Source organism: Streptomyces sp. NPDC057137, assembly GCF_042670825.1.
GTDB lineage: Bacteria > Actinomycetota > Actinomycetes > Streptomycetales > Streptomycetaceae > Streptomyces.
This window is the reverse complement of sequence record NZ_JBHUUW010000006.1, coordinates 1-20,405: the sequence shown is the minus strand read 5'-3', so window position 1 is coordinate 20,405 and position 20,405 is coordinate 1. Positions and strand designations below refer to the sequence as shown.

At 70.8% G+C, this 20,405-nt stretch carries 23 protein-coding genes and 1 pseudogene; 17 read left to right on the top strand and 7 right to left on the bottom strand.

The genetic code is table 11. From position 1 onward, the window contains the following. Positions 1-22 precede the first annotated feature (22 nt). On the top strand, positions 23-1,486 hold the full coding sequence (locus ACFT9I_RS07260; RefSeq protein ID WP_382561690.1) for an NAD(P)H-hydrate dehydratase: 1,464 nt from the start codon (positions 23-25) through the stop codon (positions 1,484-1,486). 82 nt (positions 1,487-1,568) lie between these two features. Continuing rightward, positions 1,569-2,477: a cyclase family protein gene (locus ACFT9I_RS07255; RefSeq protein WP_382561687.1), complete on the top strand. Its 909-nt coding sequence runs from the start codon at positions 1,569-1,571 to the stop codon at positions 2,475-2,477. A gap of 344 nt (positions 2,478-2,821) precedes the next feature. On the opposite strand, the pseudogene ACFT9I_RS07250 reads toward ACFT9I_RS07255, so the two are convergent. Beyond that, positions 2,822-3,228, bottom strand: a pseudogene (locus tag ACFT9I_RS07250) (GNAT family N-acetyltransferase); the annotation flags it as partial. Positions 3,229-3,240: 12 nt separating this feature from the next. Between ACFT9I_RS07250 and ACFT9I_RS07245 the strand changes: the two are divergent. Together ACFT9I_RS07245 and ACFT9I_RS07240 are read left to right on the top strand one after the other, a co-directional pair. Next, positions 3,241-3,546, top strand: coding sequence for a hypothetical protein (locus tag ACFT9I_RS07245; RefSeq protein ID WP_382561686.1), 306 nt, complete (start codon positions 3,241-3,243; stop codon positions 3,544-3,546). A gap of 248 nt (positions 3,547-3,794) precedes the next feature. Then, positions 3,795-5,003 (top strand): S8 family peptidase, encoded by a 1,209-nt coding sequence (locus tag ACFT9I_RS07240; protein WP_382561684.1) that lies wholly within the window; start codon positions 3,795-3,797, stop codon positions 5,001-5,003. A 106-nt stretch (positions 5,004-5,109) separates the two neighbouring features. On the opposite strand, the gene ACFT9I_RS07235 is transcribed toward ACFT9I_RS07240, so the two are convergent. The 3 genes from ACFT9I_RS07235 to ACFT9I_RS07225 all read right to left on the bottom strand — a co-directional run bounded on the left by ACFT9I_RS07235 (position 5,110) and on the right by ACFT9I_RS07225 (position 8,765). Then, entirely contained in the window at positions 5,110-7,539 is a 2,430-nt protein-coding gene (locus ACFT9I_RS07235; protein ID WP_382561682.1) for an ABC transporter substrate-binding protein, read from the bottom strand. 411 nt (positions 7,540-7,950) lie between these two features. Next, positions 7,951-8,562, bottom strand: a complete 612-nt coding sequence (locus ACFT9I_RS07230) for a hypothetical protein (protein WP_382561680.1) — start codon at positions 8,560-8,562, stop codon at positions 7,951-7,953. Positions 8,563-8,564: 2 nt separating this feature from the next. Next, positions 8,565-8,765 (bottom strand): hypothetical protein, encoded by a 201-nt coding sequence (locus ACFT9I_RS07225; RefSeq protein ID WP_382561678.1) that lies wholly within the window; start codon positions 8,763-8,765, stop codon positions 8,565-8,567. A gap of 110 nt (positions 8,766-8,875) precedes the next feature. Between ACFT9I_RS07225 and ACFT9I_RS07220 the strand changes: the two genes are divergently transcribed. Genes ACFT9I_RS07220 through ACFT9I_RS07210 form a run of 3 tightly spaced genes read left to right on the top strand, consistent with a single transcriptional unit; the run spans position 8,876 to position 10,112 of the window. Continuing rightward, a complete protein-coding gene (locus tag ACFT9I_RS07220; protein ID WP_382561677.1) occupies positions 8,876-9,703 on the top strand; it encodes a Scr1 family TA system antitoxin-like transcriptional regulator in 828 nt (275 codons plus the stop codon). Further along, positions 9,700-9,909, top strand: coding sequence for a DUF397 domain-containing protein (locus ACFT9I_RS07215; RefSeq protein WP_382561675.1), 210 nt, complete (start codon positions 9,700-9,702; stop codon positions 9,907-9,909). The genes ACFT9I_RS07220 and ACFT9I_RS07215 overlap by 4 nt, the downstream gene beginning before the upstream one ends. Further along, complete coding sequence (locus tag ACFT9I_RS07210; protein WP_382561673.1) at positions 9,906-10,112, top strand: DUF397 domain-containing protein; 207 nt, start codon at positions 9,906-9,908, stop codon at positions 10,110-10,112. Before ACFT9I_RS07215 ends, ACFT9I_RS07210 begins: the two co-directional genes overlap by 4 nt. On the opposite strand, the gene ACFT9I_RS07205 is transcribed toward ACFT9I_RS07210, so the two are convergent. Further along, a complete protein-coding gene (locus tag ACFT9I_RS07205) occupies positions 10,093-11,331 on the bottom strand; it encodes an FAD-dependent monooxygenase (RefSeq protein ID WP_382561671.1) in 1,239 nt (412 codons plus the stop codon). The two genes, ACFT9I_RS07210 and ACFT9I_RS07205, sit on opposite strands and share 20 nt — an antisense overlap. 212 nt (positions 11,332-11,543) lie before the next feature. Here ACFT9I_RS07205 and ACFT9I_RS07200 point away from each other — a divergent pair, with 212 nt between their 5' ends. Further along, complete coding sequence (locus tag ACFT9I_RS07200) at positions 11,544-11,999, top strand: MarR family winged helix-turn-helix transcriptional regulator (protein ID WP_382561958.1); 456 nt, start codon at positions 11,544-11,546, stop codon at positions 11,997-11,999. Positions 12,000-12,017: 18 nt separating this feature from the next. On the opposite strand, the gene ACFT9I_RS07195 is transcribed toward ACFT9I_RS07200, so the two are convergent. Further along, on the bottom strand, positions 12,018-12,878 hold the full coding sequence (locus ACFT9I_RS07195) for a LysR family transcriptional regulator (RefSeq protein WP_382561669.1): 861 nt from the start codon (positions 12,876-12,878) through the stop codon (positions 12,018-12,020). Positions 12,879-13,016: 138 nt separating this feature from the next. Here ACFT9I_RS07195 and ACFT9I_RS07190 point away from each other — a divergent pair, with 138 nt between their 5' ends. The 5 genes from ACFT9I_RS07190 to ACFT9I_RS07170 all read left to right on the top strand — a co-directional run bounded on the left by ACFT9I_RS07190 (position 13,017) and on the right by ACFT9I_RS07170 (position 17,057). Further along, the gene (locus tag ACFT9I_RS07190; RefSeq protein ID WP_382561667.1) at positions 13,017-13,664 is read left to right on the top strand and encodes a dihydrofolate reductase family protein; all 648 of its coding nucleotides are present in this window, start codon (positions 13,017-13,019) and stop codon (positions 13,662-13,664) included. Between the two features lie 87 nt (positions 13,665-13,751). After that, the gene (gene alr, locus ACFT9I_RS07185; RefSeq protein WP_382561665.1) at positions 13,752-14,966 is read left to right on the top strand and encodes an alanine racemase; all 1,215 of its coding nucleotides are present in this window, start codon (positions 13,752-13,754) and stop codon (positions 14,964-14,966) included. After that, entirely contained in the window at positions 14,963-16,183 is a 1,221-nt protein-coding gene (locus ACFT9I_RS07180; protein ID WP_382561663.1) for an alpha/beta fold hydrolase, read from the top strand. Before alr ends, ACFT9I_RS07180 begins: the two co-directional genes overlap by 4 nt. Next, a complete protein-coding gene (gene tsaE / locus ACFT9I_RS07175) occupies positions 16,155-16,694 on the top strand; it encodes a tRNA (adenosine(37)-N6)-threonylcarbamoyltransferase complex ATPase subunit type 1 TsaE (protein WP_382561661.1) in 540 nt (179 codons plus the stop codon). Before ACFT9I_RS07180 ends, tsaE begins: the two co-directional genes overlap by 29 nt. A 177-nt stretch (positions 16,695-16,871) precedes the next feature. Then, on the top strand, positions 16,872-17,057 hold the full coding sequence (locus tag ACFT9I_RS07170) for a hypothetical protein (RefSeq protein ID WP_382561659.1): 186 nt from the start codon (positions 16,872-16,874) through the stop codon (positions 17,055-17,057). A gap of 27 nt (positions 17,058-17,084) precedes the next feature. Here ACFT9I_RS07170 and ACFT9I_RS07165 read toward each other — a convergent pair whose 3' ends face one another. Further along, positions 17,085-17,615, bottom strand: a complete 531-nt coding sequence (locus ACFT9I_RS07165; protein WP_382561957.1) for a hypothetical protein — start codon at positions 17,613-17,615, stop codon at positions 17,085-17,087. A gap of 138 nt (positions 17,616-17,753) precedes the next feature. On the opposite strand from ACFT9I_RS07165, the gene tsaB reads away from it, so the two are divergent. Genes tsaB through ACFT9I_RS07145 form a run of 4 tightly spaced genes read left to right on the top strand, consistent with a single transcriptional unit; the run spans position 17,754 to position 20,296 of the window. Beyond that, complete coding sequence (gene tsaB / locus ACFT9I_RS07160) at positions 17,754-18,428, top strand: tRNA (adenosine(37)-N6)-threonylcarbamoyltransferase complex dimerization subunit type 1 TsaB (protein ID WP_382561657.1); 675 nt, start codon at positions 17,754-17,756, stop codon at positions 18,426-18,428. A gap of 29 nt (positions 18,429-18,457) precedes the next feature. Beyond that, complete coding sequence (gene rimI, locus ACFT9I_RS07155; protein WP_382561956.1) at positions 18,458-18,958, top strand: ribosomal protein S18-alanine N-acetyltransferase; 501 nt, start codon at positions 18,458-18,460, stop codon at positions 18,956-18,958. After that, positions 18,951-20,048 carry a tRNA (adenosine(37)-N6)-threonylcarbamoyltransferase complex transferase subunit TsaD gene (gene tsaD / locus ACFT9I_RS07150; RefSeq protein WP_382561655.1) on the top strand — a complete coding sequence of 366 codons (1,098 nt, stop codon included), beginning with the start codon at positions 18,951-18,953 and terminating at the stop codon, positions 20,046-20,048. Before rimI ends, tsaD begins: the two co-directional genes overlap by 8 nt. After that, a complete protein-coding gene (locus ACFT9I_RS07145) occupies positions 20,045-20,296 on the top strand; it encodes a hypothetical protein (RefSeq protein WP_382561654.1) in 252 nt (83 codons plus the stop codon). Before tsaD ends, ACFT9I_RS07145 begins: the two co-directional genes overlap by 4 nt. The last annotated feature ends 109 nt before the right edge of the window (positions 20,297-20,405 follow it).

Genomic DNA, 20,405 nt, shown 5'->3' with positions numbered 1-20,405 from the left:
GTTGTGCGGCAGACTCGGAGGCATGCGTACTGCGTACAGCGTCGAGACCGTACGGACCGCCGAGCGGGAGCTGATGGACCGGCTCCCCGAGGGCGTACTGATGCAGCGTGCGGCGGCCGGGCTCGCCGCCGCGTGCGCGGATCTGCTGCGGCGGCGGGGCCGGGTGTACGGCGCCCGGGTCGTCCTTCTGGTCGGCAGCGGCGACAACGGCGGCGACGCGCTGTACGCCGGGGCCCGGCTGGCGCGGCGCGGGGCCGGGGTGTCGGCGGTGCTGCCGGCCGCGGGGCGCGCGCACGCGGGTGGGCTGGCGGCGCTGGTGGGCGCGGGCGGGCGGGTCGTGGACGACCCGTTCGACGTACTGGCCGCCGCCGATCTCGTACTGGACGGCATCACCGGCATCGGCGGGCGCGGCGGGCTGCGGCCCGACGCGGTACCGGTGGCGCGGGCCGCGCGCGGCTCGGACGCGGTGGTCGTGGCCGTCGACCTGCCGAGCGGGGTCGAGGCGGACAGCGGCGAGGTGGTGGGGGAGGCGCTGCGGGCGGACGCGACGGTCACGTTCGGCACGTACAAGCCCGCCCATCTGATCGACCCGGCACGCGAGTACGCGGGAGCCGTACGCCTCGTCGACATCGGGCTCGGCGCGGTGCTGCCGTCGGTGCCGGAGCTGGAGGCGCTCCAACACGCCGACGTGGCACGGCTGTTGCCGGTGCCGACGGGCGAGAGCGACAAGTACCGGCGCGGGGTCGTGGGTGTCGTCGCCGGGTCGGCGCGCTATCCGGGTGCGGCGGTGCTGGCGGTGGCGGGCGCGCTGCACGGCGGCGCGGGCGCGGTGCGGTACGTGGGGCCCGCCGGGGACGCGGTGATCGCCCGCTTCCCCGAGGTCCTGATCCACCCCGGCCCGCCGGCGAAGGCGGGCCGCGTCCAGGCCTGGGTGGTCGGCCCCGGCCTCGGTGACGAGCCGGGCGTCTCGGACGTGCTGGCGTCCGACGTCCCGGTCCTGATCGACGCGGACGGCCTGCGCGGGCTGGACGCCGACGCCGTACGGGCGCGTACGGCCCCGACACTGCTCACCCCGCACGCGGGGGAGGCGGCGGCGCTGCTGCGGGTGCCGCGCGAGGAGGTCGAGTCGTCCCGCCTGACGGCGGTACGCGAACTGGCGGCCCGCTACGGCGCGACGGTACTGCTCAAGGGCTCCACGACCCTGGTGGCCTCCCCGGACACCTCGCTCCCCGTCCGGGTGAACCCCACGGGCACCCCCTGGCTGGCCACGGCGGGCAGCGGCGACGTCCTCTCGGGCCTGACGGGTTCGCTGCTCGCGGCGGGGCTCGCGGCGCGGGACGCGGGGTCGGTGGGGGCGTATCTGCACGGGTTGTCGGCGCGCGGGGCGGCGCGGGGGGCGCCGGTGAGTGCCGAGGATGTGGGGGCGGGGGTGCGGGGGGCGTGGCGGGACGTGGCGGCGGAGGCGGGCTCGGGTGGCGGCGGCTGAACCGAAGATCCGGCGGGGGCGTCCTACTCGTACACGGTGGATCGTCGTACATCGTGGATTGTGACGAGAGGGGACCGACCGCATGGCCGAGCCGATCGAGGCAACCGAGGCAACCGAGCCAGTTGAGCGGACCGAGTCCGACCTGCCGGACAACTGGGGCCGGTGGGGAGCCGACGACGAACTCGGCACGCTCAACCTGATCACCGACGACGTACGCGCGAAGGCCGCCGCCGAGGTGCGGACCGGCCGATGGGTGTCGCTGGCGCAGCCGATCACACCCAACCCGATGATCAGCAGCCCGTTCGCGCCCACGACGGTGGACGTCTCTCCCGTGCAGCAGATGATGGCCCACACCGGGGTGGGCGTGGCGGCCGATCTGATGCTGGTCACGAACCACCACGCCAGGTCGACGCACATCGACGCCCTGGCGCACTGGTCGAGCGACGGCGAGGTTTACCCCGGCCGCCCGAGGGACCAGGCCGTGACGGCCGGCGGGGTCACCTTCGGTTCGACGACGGCCTTCGCCGCCGGGATCGTGACGCGGGGGGTTCTGCTCGATCTCGCTGTCGAAGAACCCCTCCCGGCCGGTCACGCGGTGACCTCGCACGACTTCGAAGAAGCCGAGAAGCGGCAGGGCGTCGAGGTGCGGTCGGGCGACGCGCTGGCGGTACGGTTCGGCTGGCCGGCCGACCCGCTGATCGCGGACAGGCCGACCCCGGGAATCAGCCTCGACGCGGTGCGCTGGATGCACCGTCGCGGAGTCTCCCTCTACACGGGCGACGCCTACCCCGCACTGGACCCGGCCGGACCGTCCCCGCTGCACGGCGTCGCGCTGGGCCGACTGGCGATGCCGCTGATCGACGCGTCACTGCTCGACGAACTCGCCGCACTGTGCGCGGAGTTGGCGCGCTACAGCTTCATGCTCACGGTCGCGCCGCCCCGCGTCCACGGCCTGACCGGGGCGCCGGTCAACCCGATCGCGACGTTCTGACCGCGCGGACGACGCGCCGATCCCGAGGGTCAGGCCTTGGGCTCGTTCTTCGTGTGTCCGGGTGTCCAGGGAGCGCCGTCGCCCGGCAACGGCCCCCACACCAGAACGCCGTGGTGGACCCCGGGCGTCGCCGCGGCCGTCAGCGGGCCGGTCCCTCGCGCGAAGGCCTCCGCGACGGCGGCTCCCACTGGCCTGGGAGAAATTGGAGAGCCTGCCAGCCGGTTCGATGACCAGGCCGTCCCATGGGGTTACCGCGTAGTCGGCGACGGCGAAAGGCACGCTCGGCGCGGGCACCGTACGTCTCGCCGCGACTGCCCGACCACGTCCGGAGGCGCGATCCCGCGTCACGGCAACGAGCGTGTGAGCCATACGACTTCACCGCTGTCGTTCGTGGAAACGTGCTCCCGCTCGAACCCGAGCTTCTCAAGGACGCGCAATGACGGTGTGTTCCATGCGCCGACGGTCGACAGAGCCGTTTCCGCCCGGTCGCGACAGCGGCGTCGAGCACCGCGCCGGCCGCCTCGGTGGCGTAGCCATGCCCATGCGCGCGCTGGAACAACTCGTACGCGATTTCTGGCTTCTCCACGGTGGAGCGGCCGATGATCAACCCGCAGTAGCCGATGAAGTCGCCCTCCTCACGGCGCTGGATGGGCAGCAGGGCGATCCCCGTTGCCTCCGTCACGGTGAGCAGCTTTGCGATGGACGTCCGGGTGTGCTCGACCGTGGGTGTCCCTTTGCCGCGTTCGGCCATGGCGTGAGGATCGTGCCGGCCTTCACCGCAGTGGGCCTGTGCCTCGTCACCGCCGCGGCGTGTGGTCAGACACCAACCGCCCCACAGGCGGCCCCGATCGCGCTGGACCAGACCCGCTGCGCCGCGGAGCTGAAGCAGTCCGATGACCGTTTTCGTCGGCCACCTGACTACCGGCCACCTGACTACCGGCCGGATGTCGACCGTCTGGTCGAGGCGACCCGGCCGGCCGCAGACGAACGTCTGCCGACCGGGATCACCAGGACCGAGCACGCGGCCGCGGTTTGCAGTTCGCCGCCGCGTCCGCCGCCGGGTGGTTGATCCGGCGCACGCGCCGCTGCTCGCCCCGCCGATCGGGAGGAAACCGGCGGACGTGACACCGCGGTTGAAAGTCTCCCGCCCGCAGGCTGCGCAACGAGAGCTTCTTGGGCCGTTCTCACCGGGCCCCGACCAGCAAGTAAGCGCCAGGCAAGGCAAGTTACTCATCAAGGCCCTCTTGTAGTGGACGCATCAGAACTCGATCATTCCGTTTGTCTGGGCAGCGCACCACCTATGCAGGAGGACCCCCCATGGCAGTGACGCACGGAACCCGGCTGCGGATCGTCGCAGTGTTCTCGGCCGCGGTAGCGGCGGCCACCCTCGGCCTGACGGTCAGCCCCGCCCAGGCCGCACCCGCCGAAGGCCGCGTCATCGGCGCGGGCGCCGCGGACGCCGTGAAGGACAGCTACATCGTCATACTCAGCGAGAGTTCCGGTCCGAAGTCCGCGTCCGCTGCGGGCAGACGCCTGATCGCCCGCCATGGCGGTGAGGTCACGCGTACCTACCGCGCCGCGATCAACGGTTACGCCGCCCACCTGAGTGAGACCGAGGCCAAGCGGCTCGCCGCCGACCCCGCGGTGGCCCAGGTCATCCAGGACACCACCGTCAGTGCCGACGCCACCCAGGCCAACCCGCCGTCCTGGGGCCTCGACCGCGTCGACCAGCCGGCCCTGCCCCTCAACAGCAGCTACACCTACCCGGACACGGCCGGCGCGGGCGTCAACGCCTACATCATCGACACCGGCGTACGCATCACACACGCCGACTTCGGTGGCCGCGCCTCCTACGGTTACGACGCGATCGACAACGACTTCGTCGCCGACGACGGCAACGGCCACGGCACCCATGTCGCGGGCACCGTCGCCGGCAGCAGTTACGGCGTCGCCAAGAAGGCCAAGATCGTCGGCGTACGTGTCCTGAACAACGCCGGATCCGGCACCACCGCCCAGGTCGTCGCAGGCGTCGACTGGGTGACCGCCAACGCGGTGAAGCCCGCCGTCGCCAACATGAGCCTCGGAGGCGGCGCCAACACCGCCATTGACACCGCCGTCCGCAACTCGATCGCCTCCGGCGTCACTTACGCGGTCGCCGCGGGCAACAACGGTGCCAATGCCTCGGGTTACTCGCCCGCCCGCGTCGGTGAGGCGATCACCGTCGGCGCCACCACCAACACCGACGCCCGTGCCAGCTACTCCAACTACGGCTCGATTCTTGACCTGTTCGCCCCCGGCTCGTCCATCACCTCCGCCTGGAGGACGAGCGACACCGCCACCAGCACCATCTCCGGCACCTCGATGGCGAGCCCGCACGTCGCCGGCGCGGCCGCCGTCTACCTCGCCAGCCACACCTCCTCATCGCCCTCGCAGGTGTCGAGTGCCCTGACCTCCGGTGCCACCTCCGGTGCTGTCATCGGCGCCGGCACCGGCTCGCCGAACCGGCTGCTGCGCATCATCCCGTAGCCGGACAGGCCGGACGGCCGGGCGTGCCACGGGCCGGGAGCCCCGTGGCACGCCCGGCACCTTCCCCGGCCCCCCGACCCGCCTGACGTCAAGGGGTCGGGGCGGGTCACTGCTCGTCGTCGCTGGGGCAGGCGTAGGTTTCGGTGCCCTGCTTCCAGTCGCGTCCGGCGTTGAGGTTCGCGCCGGGATCGCCGCACACCAGCACGGGGGCGGATCCTTCTCCGTTGTGGTGCAGCATGACCAGTAGTTTGTTGTACGGCCGCTGGAGCGAGCCCTGTTTGAACTCCAGGAGCCCGCTGGCGCCCTCTGCCGTGAAGTGGCCGCCGTTGATGTGCTGCTGGATGTTGGGCCGGGTGAGATCCGTGCCCGCCTGGCTCGCGCGGCTCGCGGCGTCGGCGAGGATACGGACCGTGTCGTGCGCCAGCGCCGCGTGCCCGTCGTTCAGCCACAGATCGTTGTCACCGAACATCCTGCGGTATTGGTCACTGAAGTCCTTGGCGGTCTGGCTGCGGTCCGGATGTCCGTAAGGGAGCATGTGCTCCATGTGGTAGAGGTGCAGCCATGACTTGCTTTTGAAGTTCCCGGAGAACGCCGCGTTCGTCAGTTCGTTGCCGCCCACCACGGTGAGGTCCTTGTTCGCGCAGGCACCTGCCTGGAACGTGTCCAGGAAGGAGTCGAATTCGCGGACCCTGGACGTCCAGTAGACCAGCGTTCTCGGATTCGCCATCAGTTTGCCGCACACCACGTCGGCGACCTGGCTCATGCTGAACTGCATGTCGAGGTCCGTCTCGGTGGGCGGCGGTCCATCGACCTCCGTCGGCGTGTAGCCGATCCGCTGCACCTTGTAAGGCAGCAGTGCTTCGGCCAGATCCTTGCCCAGTTCATCGCTGTAGACATCCGTCGGGTCGGTCACCACGGCGACGTCCTCCGCCGGAACGCATGAATCCGAACCCGGGCCGGTCTTGACGGTGTTGGCCTCCTGGATGAACTTCGCGGCGACGACTGTCTCCCGCTTGGAGTTCGGCGCGGCTCCGTGGAAGTACCGCCCGACCTCCATCGCCTTCGCCGTGGCGGCGGAACTCACGATCGGAATCCTGGCCTTGTCGAGCATGTTGAGCGCGGCGACGGTCTGCGTACGGCTTTCGGTGAATCCTGTCACGCCGATCAGACTCGGGTCCTTCTCGGCGTCCTTGATGATCTGCCGCGCCGCTTTCTCGGCGTCGGCGTACTGCACCCCCGCTTGATAGGTCCGGATCTTCACCCAGACGCTGTTGTTGTCGGCGGGCGCGGCGGCGTGCAGCAGTTCCTGTGCCACCGCGAGACCGCGCAGTTCGGGAATGGCTCCGCCGGAGCGGCCCTCCCGTTCGTTCGCCGCGAGAGTGGAGCGGACGTGGGCGATGGTCACGGTCCGGGCCGGGTCAGCCTCGCCCTTGGTCTCTTTTCCGCCCTGGGGTTCGGCGACCTTGTTCTGTTCCTCGATGAGGGCGCTCGCCGCCGCGTACTGATGTTTGGCGCCGCCTTTCACCTCGCCGCTCTCGGAGTAGTTGGAGCCGCCCTCCAGGCAGCCGGTGTAGTTGTCCTTGATGGGTCCCGGGCCGATCCACGGCAGGAAGGCGAGCTGTCCGCCCAGCCAGAGCGCGACGACGACCGCCGCAGTCTCGAAGAACACTTCGGTCGGCGGGCGCAGGCGCGCGAAAGGCTTCCAGATCACAGGAACGGGGATACCGGCGGCCGGGTCGGGCGGCGGCGGGGTGACATCCAGACGTACGGGAATGTCACCCTTCGCCGGGTTCAAGCGTTTGGCCGCGTTGTCCAGGGCCTGCGGATCGGCCACGACACCCTCAACCGGCGGCAACGCCGCGACCAGCACCGCCACCGGGTGGGGCCCGGCCGTCTGCTTCTCGTTGTAGAGGGAGACGAACGTGTCGACGGCGTCCGCTCCCGCGGTTGTGCCGTCGTTCGCCTCCGCGGTGCCATTGAGCAGCAGGACATGGCGCGGACGACGGCGGCGGCGGCCGGGGTGAAGGATCCCTTGACGCGCGTACGCGAACAGATCGGTCATGAGCGCGGCAAGCAGCAGCCCGTCCCACTCGTCGCCGCCCCCCGTTCGCACTGCGTCGAATTCGCTCAGCGCCGCGCCGTAGGTGCGCTTCCCGCTGAAGCCCGTCGGCCACAGATGCCGGTAGCGGCTCCATCGCAGCCGCACCGTCCAGCGCTGCTCCCAGGCCCAGCGGCGCAACTCTTCGAACCGTGACACCACGAAGTCGGTCGTGACGGTGAAGGGGAACACGCTCACGGTCACGCTCCCCCCGTCACCGGGTGGTCGGCTCCGTTGAGCGCCGCGGTGGGCTGCCCAGGCCCTGTCCTTCAGTACGGGGGCAGCCCCCGAGAGGCTGCTGATCAGCTTGTACGCGGGCAGCTTGAGACGGCCCGCCTCCCTGGGGGCTTTCTCCAGCAGTTGCTCGGCGACCTTCGCGATCAGCTCGGTGGTGGTCCCCTCGGGCCAGTGGACGAGCGCGTACGGCGTGCAGGGCAAACTCGCCGAGCGCTCCAGCCCCGCACCCAGTGCCTTCAGGGCGGCGCGCCCCTCGTCCCGACCGGTTCGCAGGACGACGGGCGGATGGATCAGCCCGAGCTTGTGCCGCCTGGGCCGGTTGCGTACCGCGCTGCGGTACGCACCGACAAACTCAACGCTTTTTTCCCAACCGGGAAATGGAACTAAGTCGCTCACCCGTGTCTCCCCGAATCGTAGATGGGCGACGAGCGTGACGGCTCAGTGACTGACGGTCAATTCGCCTGGGGAATGGGGTGCGTTGGTCGTTATTTGGCCCGCCTTATGATCCAAGGAGACTGCCCGGGTGCGTATTTTGATCACGTCGGATCGGGTGTCGTCCGCCGCGAACGTGCGTGCCAGGCGTAGCGGGCCAGGGGGACTCCCCGACATGACCTACGGGAGGTCCACGGCTGTCACGCCTCGTAGTTGGCGGTGGAGGCGGGAGGCGAGCAGGCCGGGGTGGCGGGGTTTGTCGTAGGGGTGGAGTGTGTCGGTGTCGGAGGCGTGCCAGCCGTGGTCGGTGAGGCGGTAGAGGGTGCCGGAGGCTCCGTAGAGGTGGGGTTTTCGTACGCGGAGTACGGCGTGCTCGGTGCGGCGGAGGAACGGGCACTGGCGCAGGGACAGTTGGACGTGTGCGGTGCACAGGGGTGGCATGGAGGTGACGGACTTCTCCGGCCAGGTGGGTGGTGAGTCCTCGCGGCGCCAGTCGATGAACAGCCAGCCGTCTCTGTCGCGGTCGGCGGGCTGCGCGCAGATCTGGCACAGCATCCGTTCCATGCAGGTGCGTTGACGGGCCGGGTGCATGGAGTCGTAGAGGATCCGGCCCGGTTCGGTGGGTTCCTCCATGCGGATCCACAGGTTGCCGTGGCTGTCGCGGTCGTCTGGGCGGGGGTGCTTGTACGCGAGGCGGGGACCCTTCGCGGTGAACTCGACGCTCAACTCGGCCTTGCGCGGGCCCTTGTCGGTGCTACGCGCGGCGACGTACGGGGTGGCGGGCGGCGGCATCGCTACGCCTCCTCGTCGGCGTCGGGAGTGGCGAGGCATGCCGGGCAGTTCACGGCGCGCAGCCACACGTCCGTCACGCCGTCGGGGTCGCCCGCCCCGCACGCCGCCTGGCGCTTGTGTTCGTCAAGTACCCGCAGCCTGTGCACGGTTCGTACGTCGTCCCCGACCGTGCCGGCGACGGTGTCCGGTGCGTTGTTGGTCATGGTTCTCACGCCTCTGTGTAGTCGTTCCACTACCAAGGGCGCTCAGCGTGACCTAGAGTCGGGGGACCATTCAACCTGTCGGACGTGGACGAAAGATTGGTGACAACCCTTTGAATCGCAAGGAGTTGAACCCGGACAGCTCTCCGCAAGCCGCCTTCGGAGCACGTCTGCGCCGCTTACGCGAAGATCGCGGCTGGACGCAGGAGGAGTTGGCGCACCGAATGGGATATTCCAGCACGCATATTTCATCGGTCGAAACTGGTCGGAAGCTTCCAACCTTGCGGCTGGCGCGCAGCGCGGATCTTGTTCTCGGTACGGGAGACGCGTTCGAGCGCGAATGGCGCGACATGCGGCACGGTTCTCTGCTGGAAGGCTTTCCGGAGTACGTCATGCACGAGGGGCGAGCGGCGGAGATCCGGCTGTACGAAGTCGGCGTCATCCCCGGTCTGCTCCAGACGCCGGAGTACGCGGATGTGCTGGCCGACAGCGCCGTCAAACGGGGAGCGATCACCGCGGACCAGGCCCGTGAGCGGGTCACGATCGTCGCCGAGCGACAAGCCTCGCTCGCCAGGACGGCTCGGCCGCTGGTGTTCGTGGTGCTTGACGAAAGCTGCATCCTGCGGCCCATCGGGAAACCCGCAGCGATGAAGGCGCAGTTGGAGCGACTAGTGGAGTTCGCCGAGTTGCCGAACACCGTCCTTCAGGTCGCGCCCTTCGATATGGGCGCCCGTCGCTCCTTCAACCTGCCTCTCTACCTACTGACGATGCCGGACCGTTCGCTGATGTCGTACGCCGAGTCGACCCATCGAGGACATCTCGAACGGGAAAGCACGTTCGTACTGCCCATACTGACGGCCTACCATCAACTACAGGCCGAAGCGCTGTCACAGGCGGAATCCGTGGCCATGATCGAGAAGTTGGGAAAGGGCACCCCGTGACGACCGAGACCCCGCGTTGGTTCACGTCCTCGTACAGCGACAACGGCGGCGCATGCGTCGAGGTCGCCGCCAACCTTGCTGCCGCGCGCGGCATCGTCCCCGTCCGTGACTCCAAGAATCCGACCGGCCCGGTCCTCGGCCTCCCCGTCAACTCCTTCGCCGCCTTCGTGGCCGGCGTCAAGGCCGGAGGGTTGGGCACCTCGTGACGACCACGACCGAGTCCCCGCGTTGGTTCACGTCCTCGTGCAGCAACAACGGCGGCGCATGCGTCGAGGTTGCCGCCAACCTCGCAGCGACACGCGGCATCGTCCCCGTCCGTGACTCCAAGAACCCCACCGGCCCGGTCCTCGGCTTCCCCGTCGATTCCTTCGGCGCCTTCGTCGCGGGCGTTAAGACCGGCGCCCTATGACCTCCGCCGCCCGGTAATCCGGCAGGATCAGGCCCGTGTTGGCGGCCCGGCCCTCGTCTCCGGTCATGGCGGCCGGGTTGCGGAGCGCCTCGTTGCGGGCGTTGAGGATTTCCTGGGTGCGGGGCGCCACGACGGTGCCGCCGGTGGTGACCAGGGCCTGGTTCTGTTCCACGAAGTCCCGGGAGGTCCGCTCGTACGCGGCGAAAGCCTCCGCGTGGTCGGCGCGGCTCGCCAGCTCGCCGGCCAGGATGTACGCGCCGACCAGGGAGACGCTGGAGCCCTGGCCGGACATGAACGACGTGGCGTACGCCGCGTCGCCCACCAGAGCGACGCGGCCACGGGACCATGTGGGCATGTGGATCTGGCTGACGACGTCGAAGAACAGGTCGTCGGCCTCCCGCATGGCCGCCACCAGGCGCGGGATGTGCCAGATCTGCTCGGGGAACTGGGAGGCGACGAGGTCGCGCTGCGCCTCCGGGTCGCGGAACGCCTCGAAGGGCGGCTCCTGTTGGGCGAAGTTGAGGAAGCCGTGCAGGCGGTCGTCGGGCTCGTGGGCGTACAGGACCGCCGCGCGTCCCGGGGCGTTCCAGAGGACACCCTCGTGCGCGAGGCCGAAGTCGTTGTCCAGGGTGAAGCCGGCGAAGGTGTAGCCCATGTAGCGGTGGAACTGCTCCTCCGGGCCGAACACGAGGCGCCGGGTGTTGGAGTGGAGCCCGTCGGCGCCGATGACCAGGTCGAAGGTGCGGCGGGTGCCGCTGTCGAAGACGACGTCCACGTGGTCGCCCCGGTCGTCCAGGGTGGCTATGGAGTCGTTGAACAGGAACTCGACGCTGTCGCGGATGGGCGTGACGAGCGCGTCGGCCAGGTCTCCGCGCCGTACTTCCAGGTCCAGGCCCTCCGTGCCGCCGGTGACGGCTTCGGGGCGGATACCGGCGATCGTCGTGCCGTCGGTGTCGAGGAAGGTGATGAGTTGGCTGTCGACGTGCGCCTCGCGCAGCCGCTCCAGCAGGCCCATGCGGTCGACGGCGTCACGCGCGGTGCCGCGGATGTCGATGGCGTACCCGCCACCGCGGACCACGGGGGCCTTCTCGACCACGGTGACCTCGACGCCGTAACGGTCGAGCCAGTAGGCCAGGGCGGGACCGGCGATGCTGGCGCCGGAGATGAGCACCTTGCGGTTCGCGGAGTGGTTCGTGGAGTGGTTCGCGGAGTGAGTCATGGTGGATTCCTCGTTCCTTCCGGAGAGAAAAGTACCTACTTTAGGTATCCTTTATTGAGGCGTGGAGCGCCCCCGAAGAGGTCTCCCTCATACAGTACATATACCTAACTTAGGTATGCAAGTTTGGAATGGTGAGTGACGTGAGTGATGTGAACGGCGAACCACCAGGTGCGCCCGACCCGGGCCATGTGCCCAAGGACGTACTGGCCGTGATGCCCCGCCTGGCCGAGTTGAGCAACGCCGTCACCCGCGGCCGGCTGCCCGAGCGTGCGATCGAAGCCACCGGTCTCGCGCTCGACCGGCCCGAGCTGACGGTGCTCATGGCGCTGCACATGGCGGACAAGCCCCTGCGGATCGGCGAGATCGCGGAACGCATGCAGGTCGTGGGCCCGCATGTGACCCGCCAGGTCCAGGCGCTGGAGCGGCGCGGTCTGGTGGGGCGCCTCAGCGATCCGGAGGACCGGCGCGCCAGCCTCATCGAGCCGACCCCGGAGGGCGCGCGGGCGGCGAACCGGTACGCGACCTATCTGATCGGCTGGTTCTCCGAAGCCATCGGCGGCTGGTCCGACCAGGACCGCGGCGACCTGGGGCGGTTGCTGGGGCGACTGGTCGACGACGTCACCGCCCACATGGCGCGACTGGACAAGGGCACGGACTCCACGCCGTAGTCATGCCAGTCACGCCAGTCACGCCAGTGACGTCAGGATCTCGATCAGCGCCGTGGTGGCGGGCGGGTCCGGCGGGTCGCCGTATGTGGCGGCATAGATCCGGCGCGCGTTGCCGGTGAGCTGTGTGGTGTGGATGCCCGGCGCCCGGTGTGCGCGCAGCGCGAGCCCGTTGAGGATGGCGACACCCATCCCGGCGGCCACCAGCGACTGGGCGACGACCGTGTCGTCGCACGAGTAGGCGATACGCGGTACGAAGCCGGCGCGCTCGCACGCGGCGACCGTGGCGGCCCGGCAGCGTTCGCAGCCGCCGACCCAGGCGGAGTCGCGGTGGTCCTCCAGGCGCGGGTGGGGCCGGTCGCTGATGAGGTGGAGGGGGTCGTCCAGCAGGTGGATGAGCCGGACTCCCTCCTCTTCCAGCGGGGTGTCGGCGTGCCGGAAGATCAGGGCGATGTCGACGTGCCCGGCCCGCAGCATCTTCAGCCCCTCGGCCGGGTGGGCGTCGACGAGGTTCAGCTCGATTCCCGGGTGCGTCCGGGACAGCTCGGTGGCCGCCTTCGGTACGAGGGTGCTGAGGACGGTCTGGAATCCCGCGAGCCGTACTCGTCCGGCGCGGAGCCCCACGTGGGCGGCCAGTTCGACGGACGCGGCGTTCACCCGCCCCAGAATCTCCGTCGCCCGTTGCGCCAGCAGCTCTCCTTCGGGGGTGAGCCGGATCCCGCGGCCCACTCGCTGGAGGAGCTTGGCTCCGGTGGCTGTCTCCAGTCGCCCCAGGTGATGGCTGACCGACGGCTGGGAGTAGTGCAGCTCTTTCGCGGCTTCGGTCACCGATCCATGGCGGGCGACCGCCTCCAGCACCTTGAGCTGCGTCAGGTTCAGCATAAATTAAGTTTATCTATGGGACACGGGGTGAACTGGCATTGGACGTCATGACATCGCGGCGGCCATCATCGCTTCATCGCCTCATGACCGGGCCCGTCCGACGCGGCCCGGCCGACCGAAGGAATGGAGTCGCCAGCCATGTCACTCGCCCGCGTCCACAACTTCTCCGTCTCGCTCGACGGCTTCGGCACCGGTGAGGGTCTGAGCCAAGACGCGCCGTTCGGCCACGCCGGCGAACGGCTCCACGAGTGGATGTTCGCCACCGGGTTCTGGCACGAGATGACCGGCCAGGCCGGTGGGAACGGCGGGCTCGACGACGCGTTCGCGCGGCGGTTCGCTCCCGGGATCGGTGCCGAGATCATGGGGGCCGGGAAGTTCGGGTATCCCGGATGGAAGGACGATCCGGAGTTCAAGGGCTGGTGGGGGCCCAACCCGCCGTTCCACACGCCCGTCTTCGTCCTCACCCATCACCCGCGCCCGTCGGTCGAGATGGAGGGCGGCACGACGTTCCACTTCGTCGACACCTCGCCCGCCGAGGCACTCGCGGCGGCCCGTGAGGCTGCCGGCGGCCAGGACGTACGGATCGGCGGGGGACCCACCGTCGTCCGCGATTTCCTCGCCGCCGGGCTCATCGACCACATGCACGTCGTGGTGGTCCCGATCCTGCTCGGCCGGGGCGAACGCCTCTGGGACGGGACGGAGGGCCTGGAGAAGGACTACGCCATCGAGTCCGTCTCCTCGCCCAGCGGGGTCACGCATGTGACGTTCACTCGTAAGGGGCGGTGAACCGCTCACACCGCCCACACCCCCCACACCGCCCAGCCCGGCGCGACCCGCGACTCCCCGGCGGGGGGCTCTGAGAGACTGTCGGGGATGACCGGAACCGTACCCACCTCGCCCCTTCGCGCCCGCGCCGCGATCGATCTCGGCGCGCTCCGTGGCAACGTCCGTGCCCTGCGGGCCGGCCTCGCGCCCGGTGCCGATCTCATGGCCGTCGTGAAGTCCGACGCGTACGGGCACGGTGCGCTGCCCTGCGCGCGCGCCGCCCTCGACGCCGGGGCGGCCTGGCTCGGGACCGCGACGCCGCACGAGGCCCTGGCGCTGCGTGCCGCCGGGATCACCGCCCCGATCCTGTGCTGGCTGTGGACCCCCGGCGACCCCTGGCGCGCCGGTATCGAGGCCGGTCTCGACATGTCCGTGTCGGCGATGTGGGCCCTGCGTGAGGTGACCGCCGCCGCGCGGGAGGCCGGGCGGCCCGCGCGGATCCAGCTCAAGGCCGACACCGGGCTCGGCCGCAACGGCTGCCAGCCCGCCGACTGGCCCGAACTCGTCGCCGCCGCCCGCGCCGCAGAGGTCGCGGGCACCGTCCGCGTCACCGGCCTCTGGTCGCACTTCGCGTGCGCGGACGAGCCGGGCCACTCCTCGATCGCCGCGCAGCTCGACGTGTTCGACGAGCTGGTCGCGTACGCCGAGAAGGCGGGCGTCGAGCCCGAGGTCCGGCACATCGCGAACTCCGCCGCCGCCCTCACCCTCCCCGAGTCGCACTTCGATCTCGTACGGTCCGGCATCGCGGTCTACGGCATCTCACCCAGCGCCGAGCTGGGCACCTCACGGGAGTTGGGGCTGCGGCCCGTCATGACGCTCGCCGCGTCCGTGGCGCTGGTGAAGCGCGTTCCCGAGGGCCACGGCGTCAGTTACGGCCACACCTACCGCACCTCCGCCGAGACGACCCTCGGCCTGATCCCCCTCGGGTACGCGGACGGCGTCCCGCGCCACGCGTCGGGCCGGGGCCCCGTGCTCGTCGGCGGGACGGTTCGGCGAGTGGCGGGGCGGGTCGCCATGGACCAGTTCGTCGTGGACCTCGGGGCGGGGCCGGACGCCGACGCCGTCCAAGAAGGCGCGCCCGCCGTCCTGTTCGGGCCCGGCGACGACGGCGAGCCGACCGCCGCCGACTGGGCGGAGGCGGCCGACACCATCGCGTACGAGATCGTGACCCGTATCGGTCCCCGCGTTCCCCGCGTCTATACGGACGGCGTGGATGGGCATGAAGAGCGTGTCGGCGGAGACGGACGAGGAGCGGGACGTTGAGCGAGAACACCGCAGGGGACATCACGTCGGCCGTCGGCGGCGGCAACTGGCGGCTGGCCGGTATCGCCGGGACGGCGATAGGCGTGATCGCCGCCGGGGCCGCCGCGGGCGTCGCCATCGAGCGGCTGACCGTCGGCCGCGGCATGCGAAAGAAGGCCCGGCTCGCACTCGACTCGACGGGGCCGTACGGCGCCCTGCGCGGCACCCCCGGCAAGGCGATCGCCGACGACGGCACCGAGCTGTACTTCGAGGTCGACGACGTCGACCCGGAGACCGGCGCGGGCACCCCGCGCCGCCGCCGGCTCTTCGGACGCAAGGCACCCGCGCCCGTCACCGTCGTCTTCAGCCACGGCTACTGCCTCAACCAGGACTCCTGGCACTTCCAGCGCGCCGCGCTGCGCGGTCTGGTGCGGACCGTCTTCTGGGACCAGCGCAGCCACGGCCGGTCCGCCCGGGGTGTCGCACAGCAGGGCCCGGACGGGGTGGCCGTCTCGATCGACCAGCTCGGCCGCGACCTCAGGGCGGTCATCGAGGAGGCGGCGCCCGAGGGGCCGCTCGTCCTCGTGGGCCACTCCATGGGCGGCATGACGATGATGGCCCTCGCGGGCCACTGCCCCGAACTCGTACGGGACCGGGTCGTCGGCGCCGCGTTCGTCGGCTCCTCCAGCGGGAAGCTCGGCGAGGTCAGCTTCGGGCTGCCGGTGGCGGGCGTGAACGCCGTACGCCGCGTACTGCCCGGTGTCCTGAAGGCTCTCGGCTCGCAGACCGAACTGGTCGAGCGGGGGCGGCGGGCCACCGCCGATCTCTTCGCCGGGCTGATCAAGCGCTACTCGTTCAGCTCGAAGGACGTGGACCCGGCCGTCGCGCGGTTCGCCGAGCGGCTGATCGAGGGGACGCCGATCGACGTGGTGGCGGAGTTCTACCCGGCGTTCACCGAGCACGACGAGTCGGACGCGCTGCCGGTCTTCATGGAGATTCCGGTGCTGGTGGTGGCGGGGGACCGCGATCTCATCACGCCCAGCTCGCACAGCGAGGCCATCGCGGACCTGCTGCCGGACTCCGAGCTGGTGATCGTGCCGGACGCGGGCCATCTGGTGATGCTGGAGCACCCGGAGGTGGTCACGGACCGGCTCGCCGACCTGCTGGTACGGGTCGGTGCCGTCCCGGCAGCCACTAACGTGGGTTCGTATGGAAGCACCGCACAGCCCGGCAGCTGAGAGCACCAAGCGTGCCGTCGCACGCGTCACCGTCGACTCACCCGAACGGATGAGCGAGCTGGGCCGGAGACTCGCCGGTCTGCTGCGCCCCGGCGACCTGGTGATGCTCACCGGCGAACTCGGCGCCGGCAAGACGACGTTGACCCGGGGCCTGGGCGCCGGGCTCGGCGTACGCGGCGCGGTCACGTCGCCGACCTTCGTCATCGCGCGGGTGCACCCCTCGCTGATCTCGGGCCCGCCGCTCGTGCACGTGGACGCGTACCGGCTCGGCGGCGGTCTCGACGAGATGGAGGATCTGGACCTCGACGTGTCGCTGCCGGATTCGGTGGTGGTCGTGGAGTGGGGCGACGGGAAGGTCGAGGAGCTGTCGGACGACCGGCTGCATGTCGTGATCGACCGTGTCGTCGGAGCGGTGGACCCGCTCGCCGTGGACGAGGACGACCGGCGCGAGGTCACCCTCACCGGCATCGGCGCGCGCTGGGCCGACGCGGACCTGGCCTCGCTCGTCTGACGCCGCTGCCTGTCCCGACCTTCGCCCGGCGGAGCCCTCGCCGGCCTGAGCGTCCGTGCTTTCCGACAAGACGTCGGTAAACTCTTGCATGTGCCGTGCGGCGCGTGGTCACATGGTAAACGAGATTTGGTTAGGTCTACCTAACCAAGCTTGCCCCCGGAGCCTCAGGAGGCATCCATGCCGGCATCAGAGAGCACCGAAACGCGACCGTCGGAGCCGACGATCGCGTCTCCCGATCCGTCGTCCGTCTCGATGAGCGACCTGCTGGCGTCGTGCGCGGCGGCGAGCGCCGTATCGACCCCGCCGACCCCGCCGAGCGAGAACCGCGGGACCGCCACCGATCAGGCCGACGAAGCCGCGTAGTAAGCCGCGTAACAAAGGGCGGTACGCCTACGGGACGACGACGACCTTCGAACCGACCGTCGCGAACGTCCACATCGCGTCGCCGTCCTCCGGCGTCATCCTGACGCCGCCCGTCTTCAGATTCGGGTCCGGGCTCGCCATCGTCCCGTCGACCGCCGCGCTGAACCCGATCGCGACCTGGTTCACGCTCGCGAACCGCACCACGTGCTCGATGTCGACCCCGTCCGATCCCGTGATCTTCCCGGACCGCGACGTGACCTGGTACGTGCCCGGCGGCGGGCTCACCGTGCTCGGCATGACCTCGAAATTCCGCGGCTTCTCCGCCGTCTTGCCCACCAGCCACACGCGCTTGGCGTCCAGCGCGTAGACGACGCGCTGACCGCTGCCCGACTCCGCGGGCACCGCGTGCGCGTCCTTCTTCTTCTCCTTGGGCGAGGGAGAGGCGGAGGCCGACGAGCCGGGCTTCTTGGGCGAAGCGAGCTGGTCCGGCACATTCGCCGACGCCTGGTACGCGAGGAAACCGACGGCGGCCACGGCCAACGCGGTGAGCCCGGCCACGAATCCCGAGCTGCTCCTGGACACCTTGATCCACCTCTCGTACGTACGTATGCGTGGTGACGTTAGCAGCAGGCGGTAGAGGGGGCGGGGCGCCGTGCCCGGCCCCGGGGCCCCTCCGGGGAGCCGTAGGCTGTTTGCGTGCTCCTGCTCGCCGTTGATACCGCCACGCCCGCCGTCACCGTCGCCCTCCACGACGGTGTCTCCGTCCTCGCCGCCGAGAGCCAGGTCGACGCCCGCCGGCACGGGGAGCTGCTGCTGCCCGCCGTGGACCGCGTGTTCGCCGAGGCCGGTCTCGCGCTCGGCGCCGTCACGGACCTGGTCGTCGGCGTGGGCCCCGGCCCGTACACCGGACTGCGCGTCGGCCTCGTCACGGCTGCGGCCTTCGGCTCGACGCTCGGGGTGCCGGTCCACGGGCTGTGCACGCTGGACGGGCTCGCGTACGCCGCCGGGCTCGACGAGCCCTTCGTGGTGGCGACGGACGCGCGCCGCAAGGAGGTCTACTGGGCGCGGTACGCGGACTCCCGTACGCGGCTGACCGAGCCCGCGGTCGACCGGCCCGCCGACATCGCGGCGGAGCTGGCGGGGCTGCCGGTCGTGGGAGCGGGCGGCGTGCTCTACCCGGAGGCGTTCCCGGACGCCCGCACGCCCGAGCACCAGTCGGCCGCCGCGCTCGCGTCCCTCGCGGCGGAGAGACTCGCGGCGGGGAGACTCGCGGCGGGCGACGCCGAGGGGTTCCTGCCGGCGCTGCCGCTCTATCTGCGGCGCCCCGACGCGCAGGTGCCCAAGAACTACAAGGTGGTCACGCCGAAGTGACCGATGAGACGGAGCCCGAGCTGCGCGAGATGCGCTGGTGGGACATCGAGTCCGTGCTCGCGCTCGAATATGAGCTGTTCCCCGAGGACGCCTGGTCGCCGGGCATGTTCTGGTCCGAGCTGGCCCACGCGCGCGGCCCGGCCGCCACCCGCCGCTACGTGGTCGCCGTGACCGGCGACGACCGGATCGTCGGCTACGCCGGACTCGCCGCCGCCGGCGGCCTCGGCGACGTACAGACCATCGCCGCCGCCCGCGACCACTGGGGGACCGGGCTCGGCTCGCGGCTGCTCACCGATCTTCTCCAGCACGCCACCGCCTTCGAGTGCGAGGAGGTGCTGCTGGAGGTACGGGTGGACAACCCCCGCGCGCAGAAGCTGTACGAGCGGTTCGGCTTCGAGCCCGTCGGCTTCCGCCGGGGCTACTACCAGCCGGGCAACGTCGACGCCCTCGTCATGCGCCTGTCCATGCACGAGGAGCGGCGTCCACCGAAGCGCCCACCGAAACAACAAGGAACAGAGATCCATGGCTGACGAACCTCTCGTCCTCGGCATCGAGACCTCGTGCGACGAGACGGGTGTGGGCATCGTCCGCGGTACGACGCTGCTCGCCGACGCCATCGCCTCCAGCGTCGACGAGCACGCCCGCTTCGGCGGCGTCGTGCCCGAGGTCGCCTCCCGCGCGCACCTGGAGGCCATGGTGCCCACGGTCGAGCGCGCGCTGAAGGAGGCCGGGGTGAGCGCCCGCGACCTGGACGGGATCGCGGTCACGGCCGGCCCCGGGCTGGCCGGCGCGCTGCTGGTCGGGGTGTCGGCGGCGAAGGCGTACGCGTACGCGCTCGGCAAGCCGCTCTACGGCGTGAACCACCTCGCCTCGCACATCTGCGTCGACCAGCTGGAGCACGGGCCGCTGCCCGAGCCGACGATGGCGCTGCTGGTCAGCGGCGGGCACTCGTCGCTGCTGCTCGCGCCGGACATCACCGCCGACGTACGGCCGATGGGCGCGACCATCGACGACGCGGCGGGCGAGGCCTTCGACAAGATCGCGCGCGTCCTCCAACTGGGCTTCCCCGGCGGCCCGGTGATCGACCGGCTCGCGCGCGAGGGCGACCCGGCGGCCATCGCCTTCCCGCGCGGACTGACCGGTCCGCGCGACGCGCCGTACGACTTCTCCTTCTCCGGGCTCAAGACGTCCGTCGCCCGCTGGATCGAGGCGAAGCGCGCGGCCGGTGAGGACGTGCCCGTACGGGATGTGGCCGCGTCCTTCCAGGAGGCCGTGGTGGACGTGCTGACGCGAAAGGCGGTGCGCGCCTGCAAGGACGAGGGCGTGGACCATCTGATGATCGGCGGCGGCGTCGCGGCCAACTCCCGGCTGCGCGCGCTGGCCGCCGAACGGTGCGAGCGGGCGGGCATCCGGCTGCGGGTGCCCCGGCCGGGTCTCTGCACGGACAACGGCGCGATGGTCGCCGCGCTCGGCGCCGAGATGGTGGCGCGGAACCGGCCCGCGTCGGACTGGGACCTGTCGGCGGACTCCTCGCTGCCGGTGACCGAGACGCACGTACCCGGGCACGCCCACACGCACGACCACGTGCACGAGGTCAGCAAGGACAACCTCTACTCATGACGGTCGCGCTGATGTGGGAGGCCAAGGCCGCGCCCGGCCGGGGCGCCGAGCTGCTGGCGTGGGTCAGGGCGCGGGCTCTCGCCCCGGCCCCGCAGCGCCGCGAGACGCTCACCGCGCCCGGCGGCCGGGTGCTGGTGATGACCTGGTGGGACGCCTCGTACGACGCGGAACTGCCCGAGATCCCGGAGCCGGCCGACGAGCTGGTGGCGCGGGCGGTGCACCGCTGGCGGTTCGAGTCGGCGGACTGACCTGGGCGTGCGGGGGGTCTGCGGACCGCTGGTGCGCTGACGGGAAAGGTTCACCGGGTCCGTCCGGTGGCCGGTGCGTCCTCAATCGCCGGACGGGCTCAAATGAGCC

Coding starts and splice junctions, on each gene's coding strand:
- ACFT9I_RS07260 (WP_382561690.1), top strand. CDS start 23: ATGCGTACTGCGTACAGCGTCGAGACCGTACGGACCGCCGAGCGGGAG.
- tsaE (WP_382561661.1), top strand. CDS start 16,155: ATGGAAGCACCGCACAGCCCGGCAGCTGAGAGCACCAAGCGTGCCGTC.
- ACFT9I_RS07145 (WP_382561654.1), top strand. CDS start 20,045: ATGACGGTCGCGCTGATGTGGGAGGCCAAGGCCGCGCCCGGCCGGGGC.
- ACFT9I_RS07195 (WP_382561669.1), bottom strand. CDS start 12,878: ATGCTGAACCTGACGCAGCTCAAGGTGCTGGAGGCGGTCGCCCGCCAT.
- alr (WP_382561665.1), top strand. CDS start 13,752: ATGACCGGAACCGTACCCACCTCGCCCCTTCGCGCCCGCGCCGCGATC.
- tsaD (WP_382561655.1), top strand. CDS start 18,951: ATGGCTGACGAACCTCTCGTCCTCGGCATCGAGACCTCGTGCGACGAG.
- ACFT9I_RS07225 (WP_382561678.1), bottom strand. CDS start 8,765: ATGACCAACAACGCACCGGACACCGTCGCCGGCACGGTCGGGGACGAC.
- ACFT9I_RS07205 (WP_382561671.1), bottom strand. CDS start 11,331: ATGACTCACTCCGCGAACCACTCCACGAACCACTCCGCGAACCGCAAG.
- ACFT9I_RS07255 (WP_382561687.1), top strand. CDS start 1,569: ATGGCCGAGCCGATCGAGGCAACCGAGGCAACCGAGCCAGTTGAGCGG.
- ACFT9I_RS07240 (WP_382561684.1), top strand. CDS start 3,795: ATGGCAGTGACGCACGGAACCCGGCTGCGGATCGTCGCAGTGTTCTCG.
- ACFT9I_RS07200 (WP_382561958.1), top strand. CDS start 11,544: ATGCCCCGCCTGGCCGAGTTGAGCAACGCCGTCACCCGCGGCCGGCTG.
- ACFT9I_RS07190 (WP_382561667.1), top strand. CDS start 13,017: ATGTCACTCGCCCGCGTCCACAACTTCTCCGTCTCGCTCGACGGCTTC.
- rimI (WP_382561956.1), top strand. CDS start 18,458: ATGCGCTGGTGGGACATCGAGTCCGTGCTCGCGCTCGAATATGAGCTG.
- ACFT9I_RS07230 (WP_382561680.1), bottom strand. CDS start 8,562: ATGCCGCCGCCCGCCACCCCGTACGTCGCCGCGCGTAGCACCGACAAG.
- ACFT9I_RS07170 (WP_382561659.1), top strand. CDS start 16,872: ATGCCGGCATCAGAGAGCACCGAAACGCGACCGTCGGAGCCGACGATC.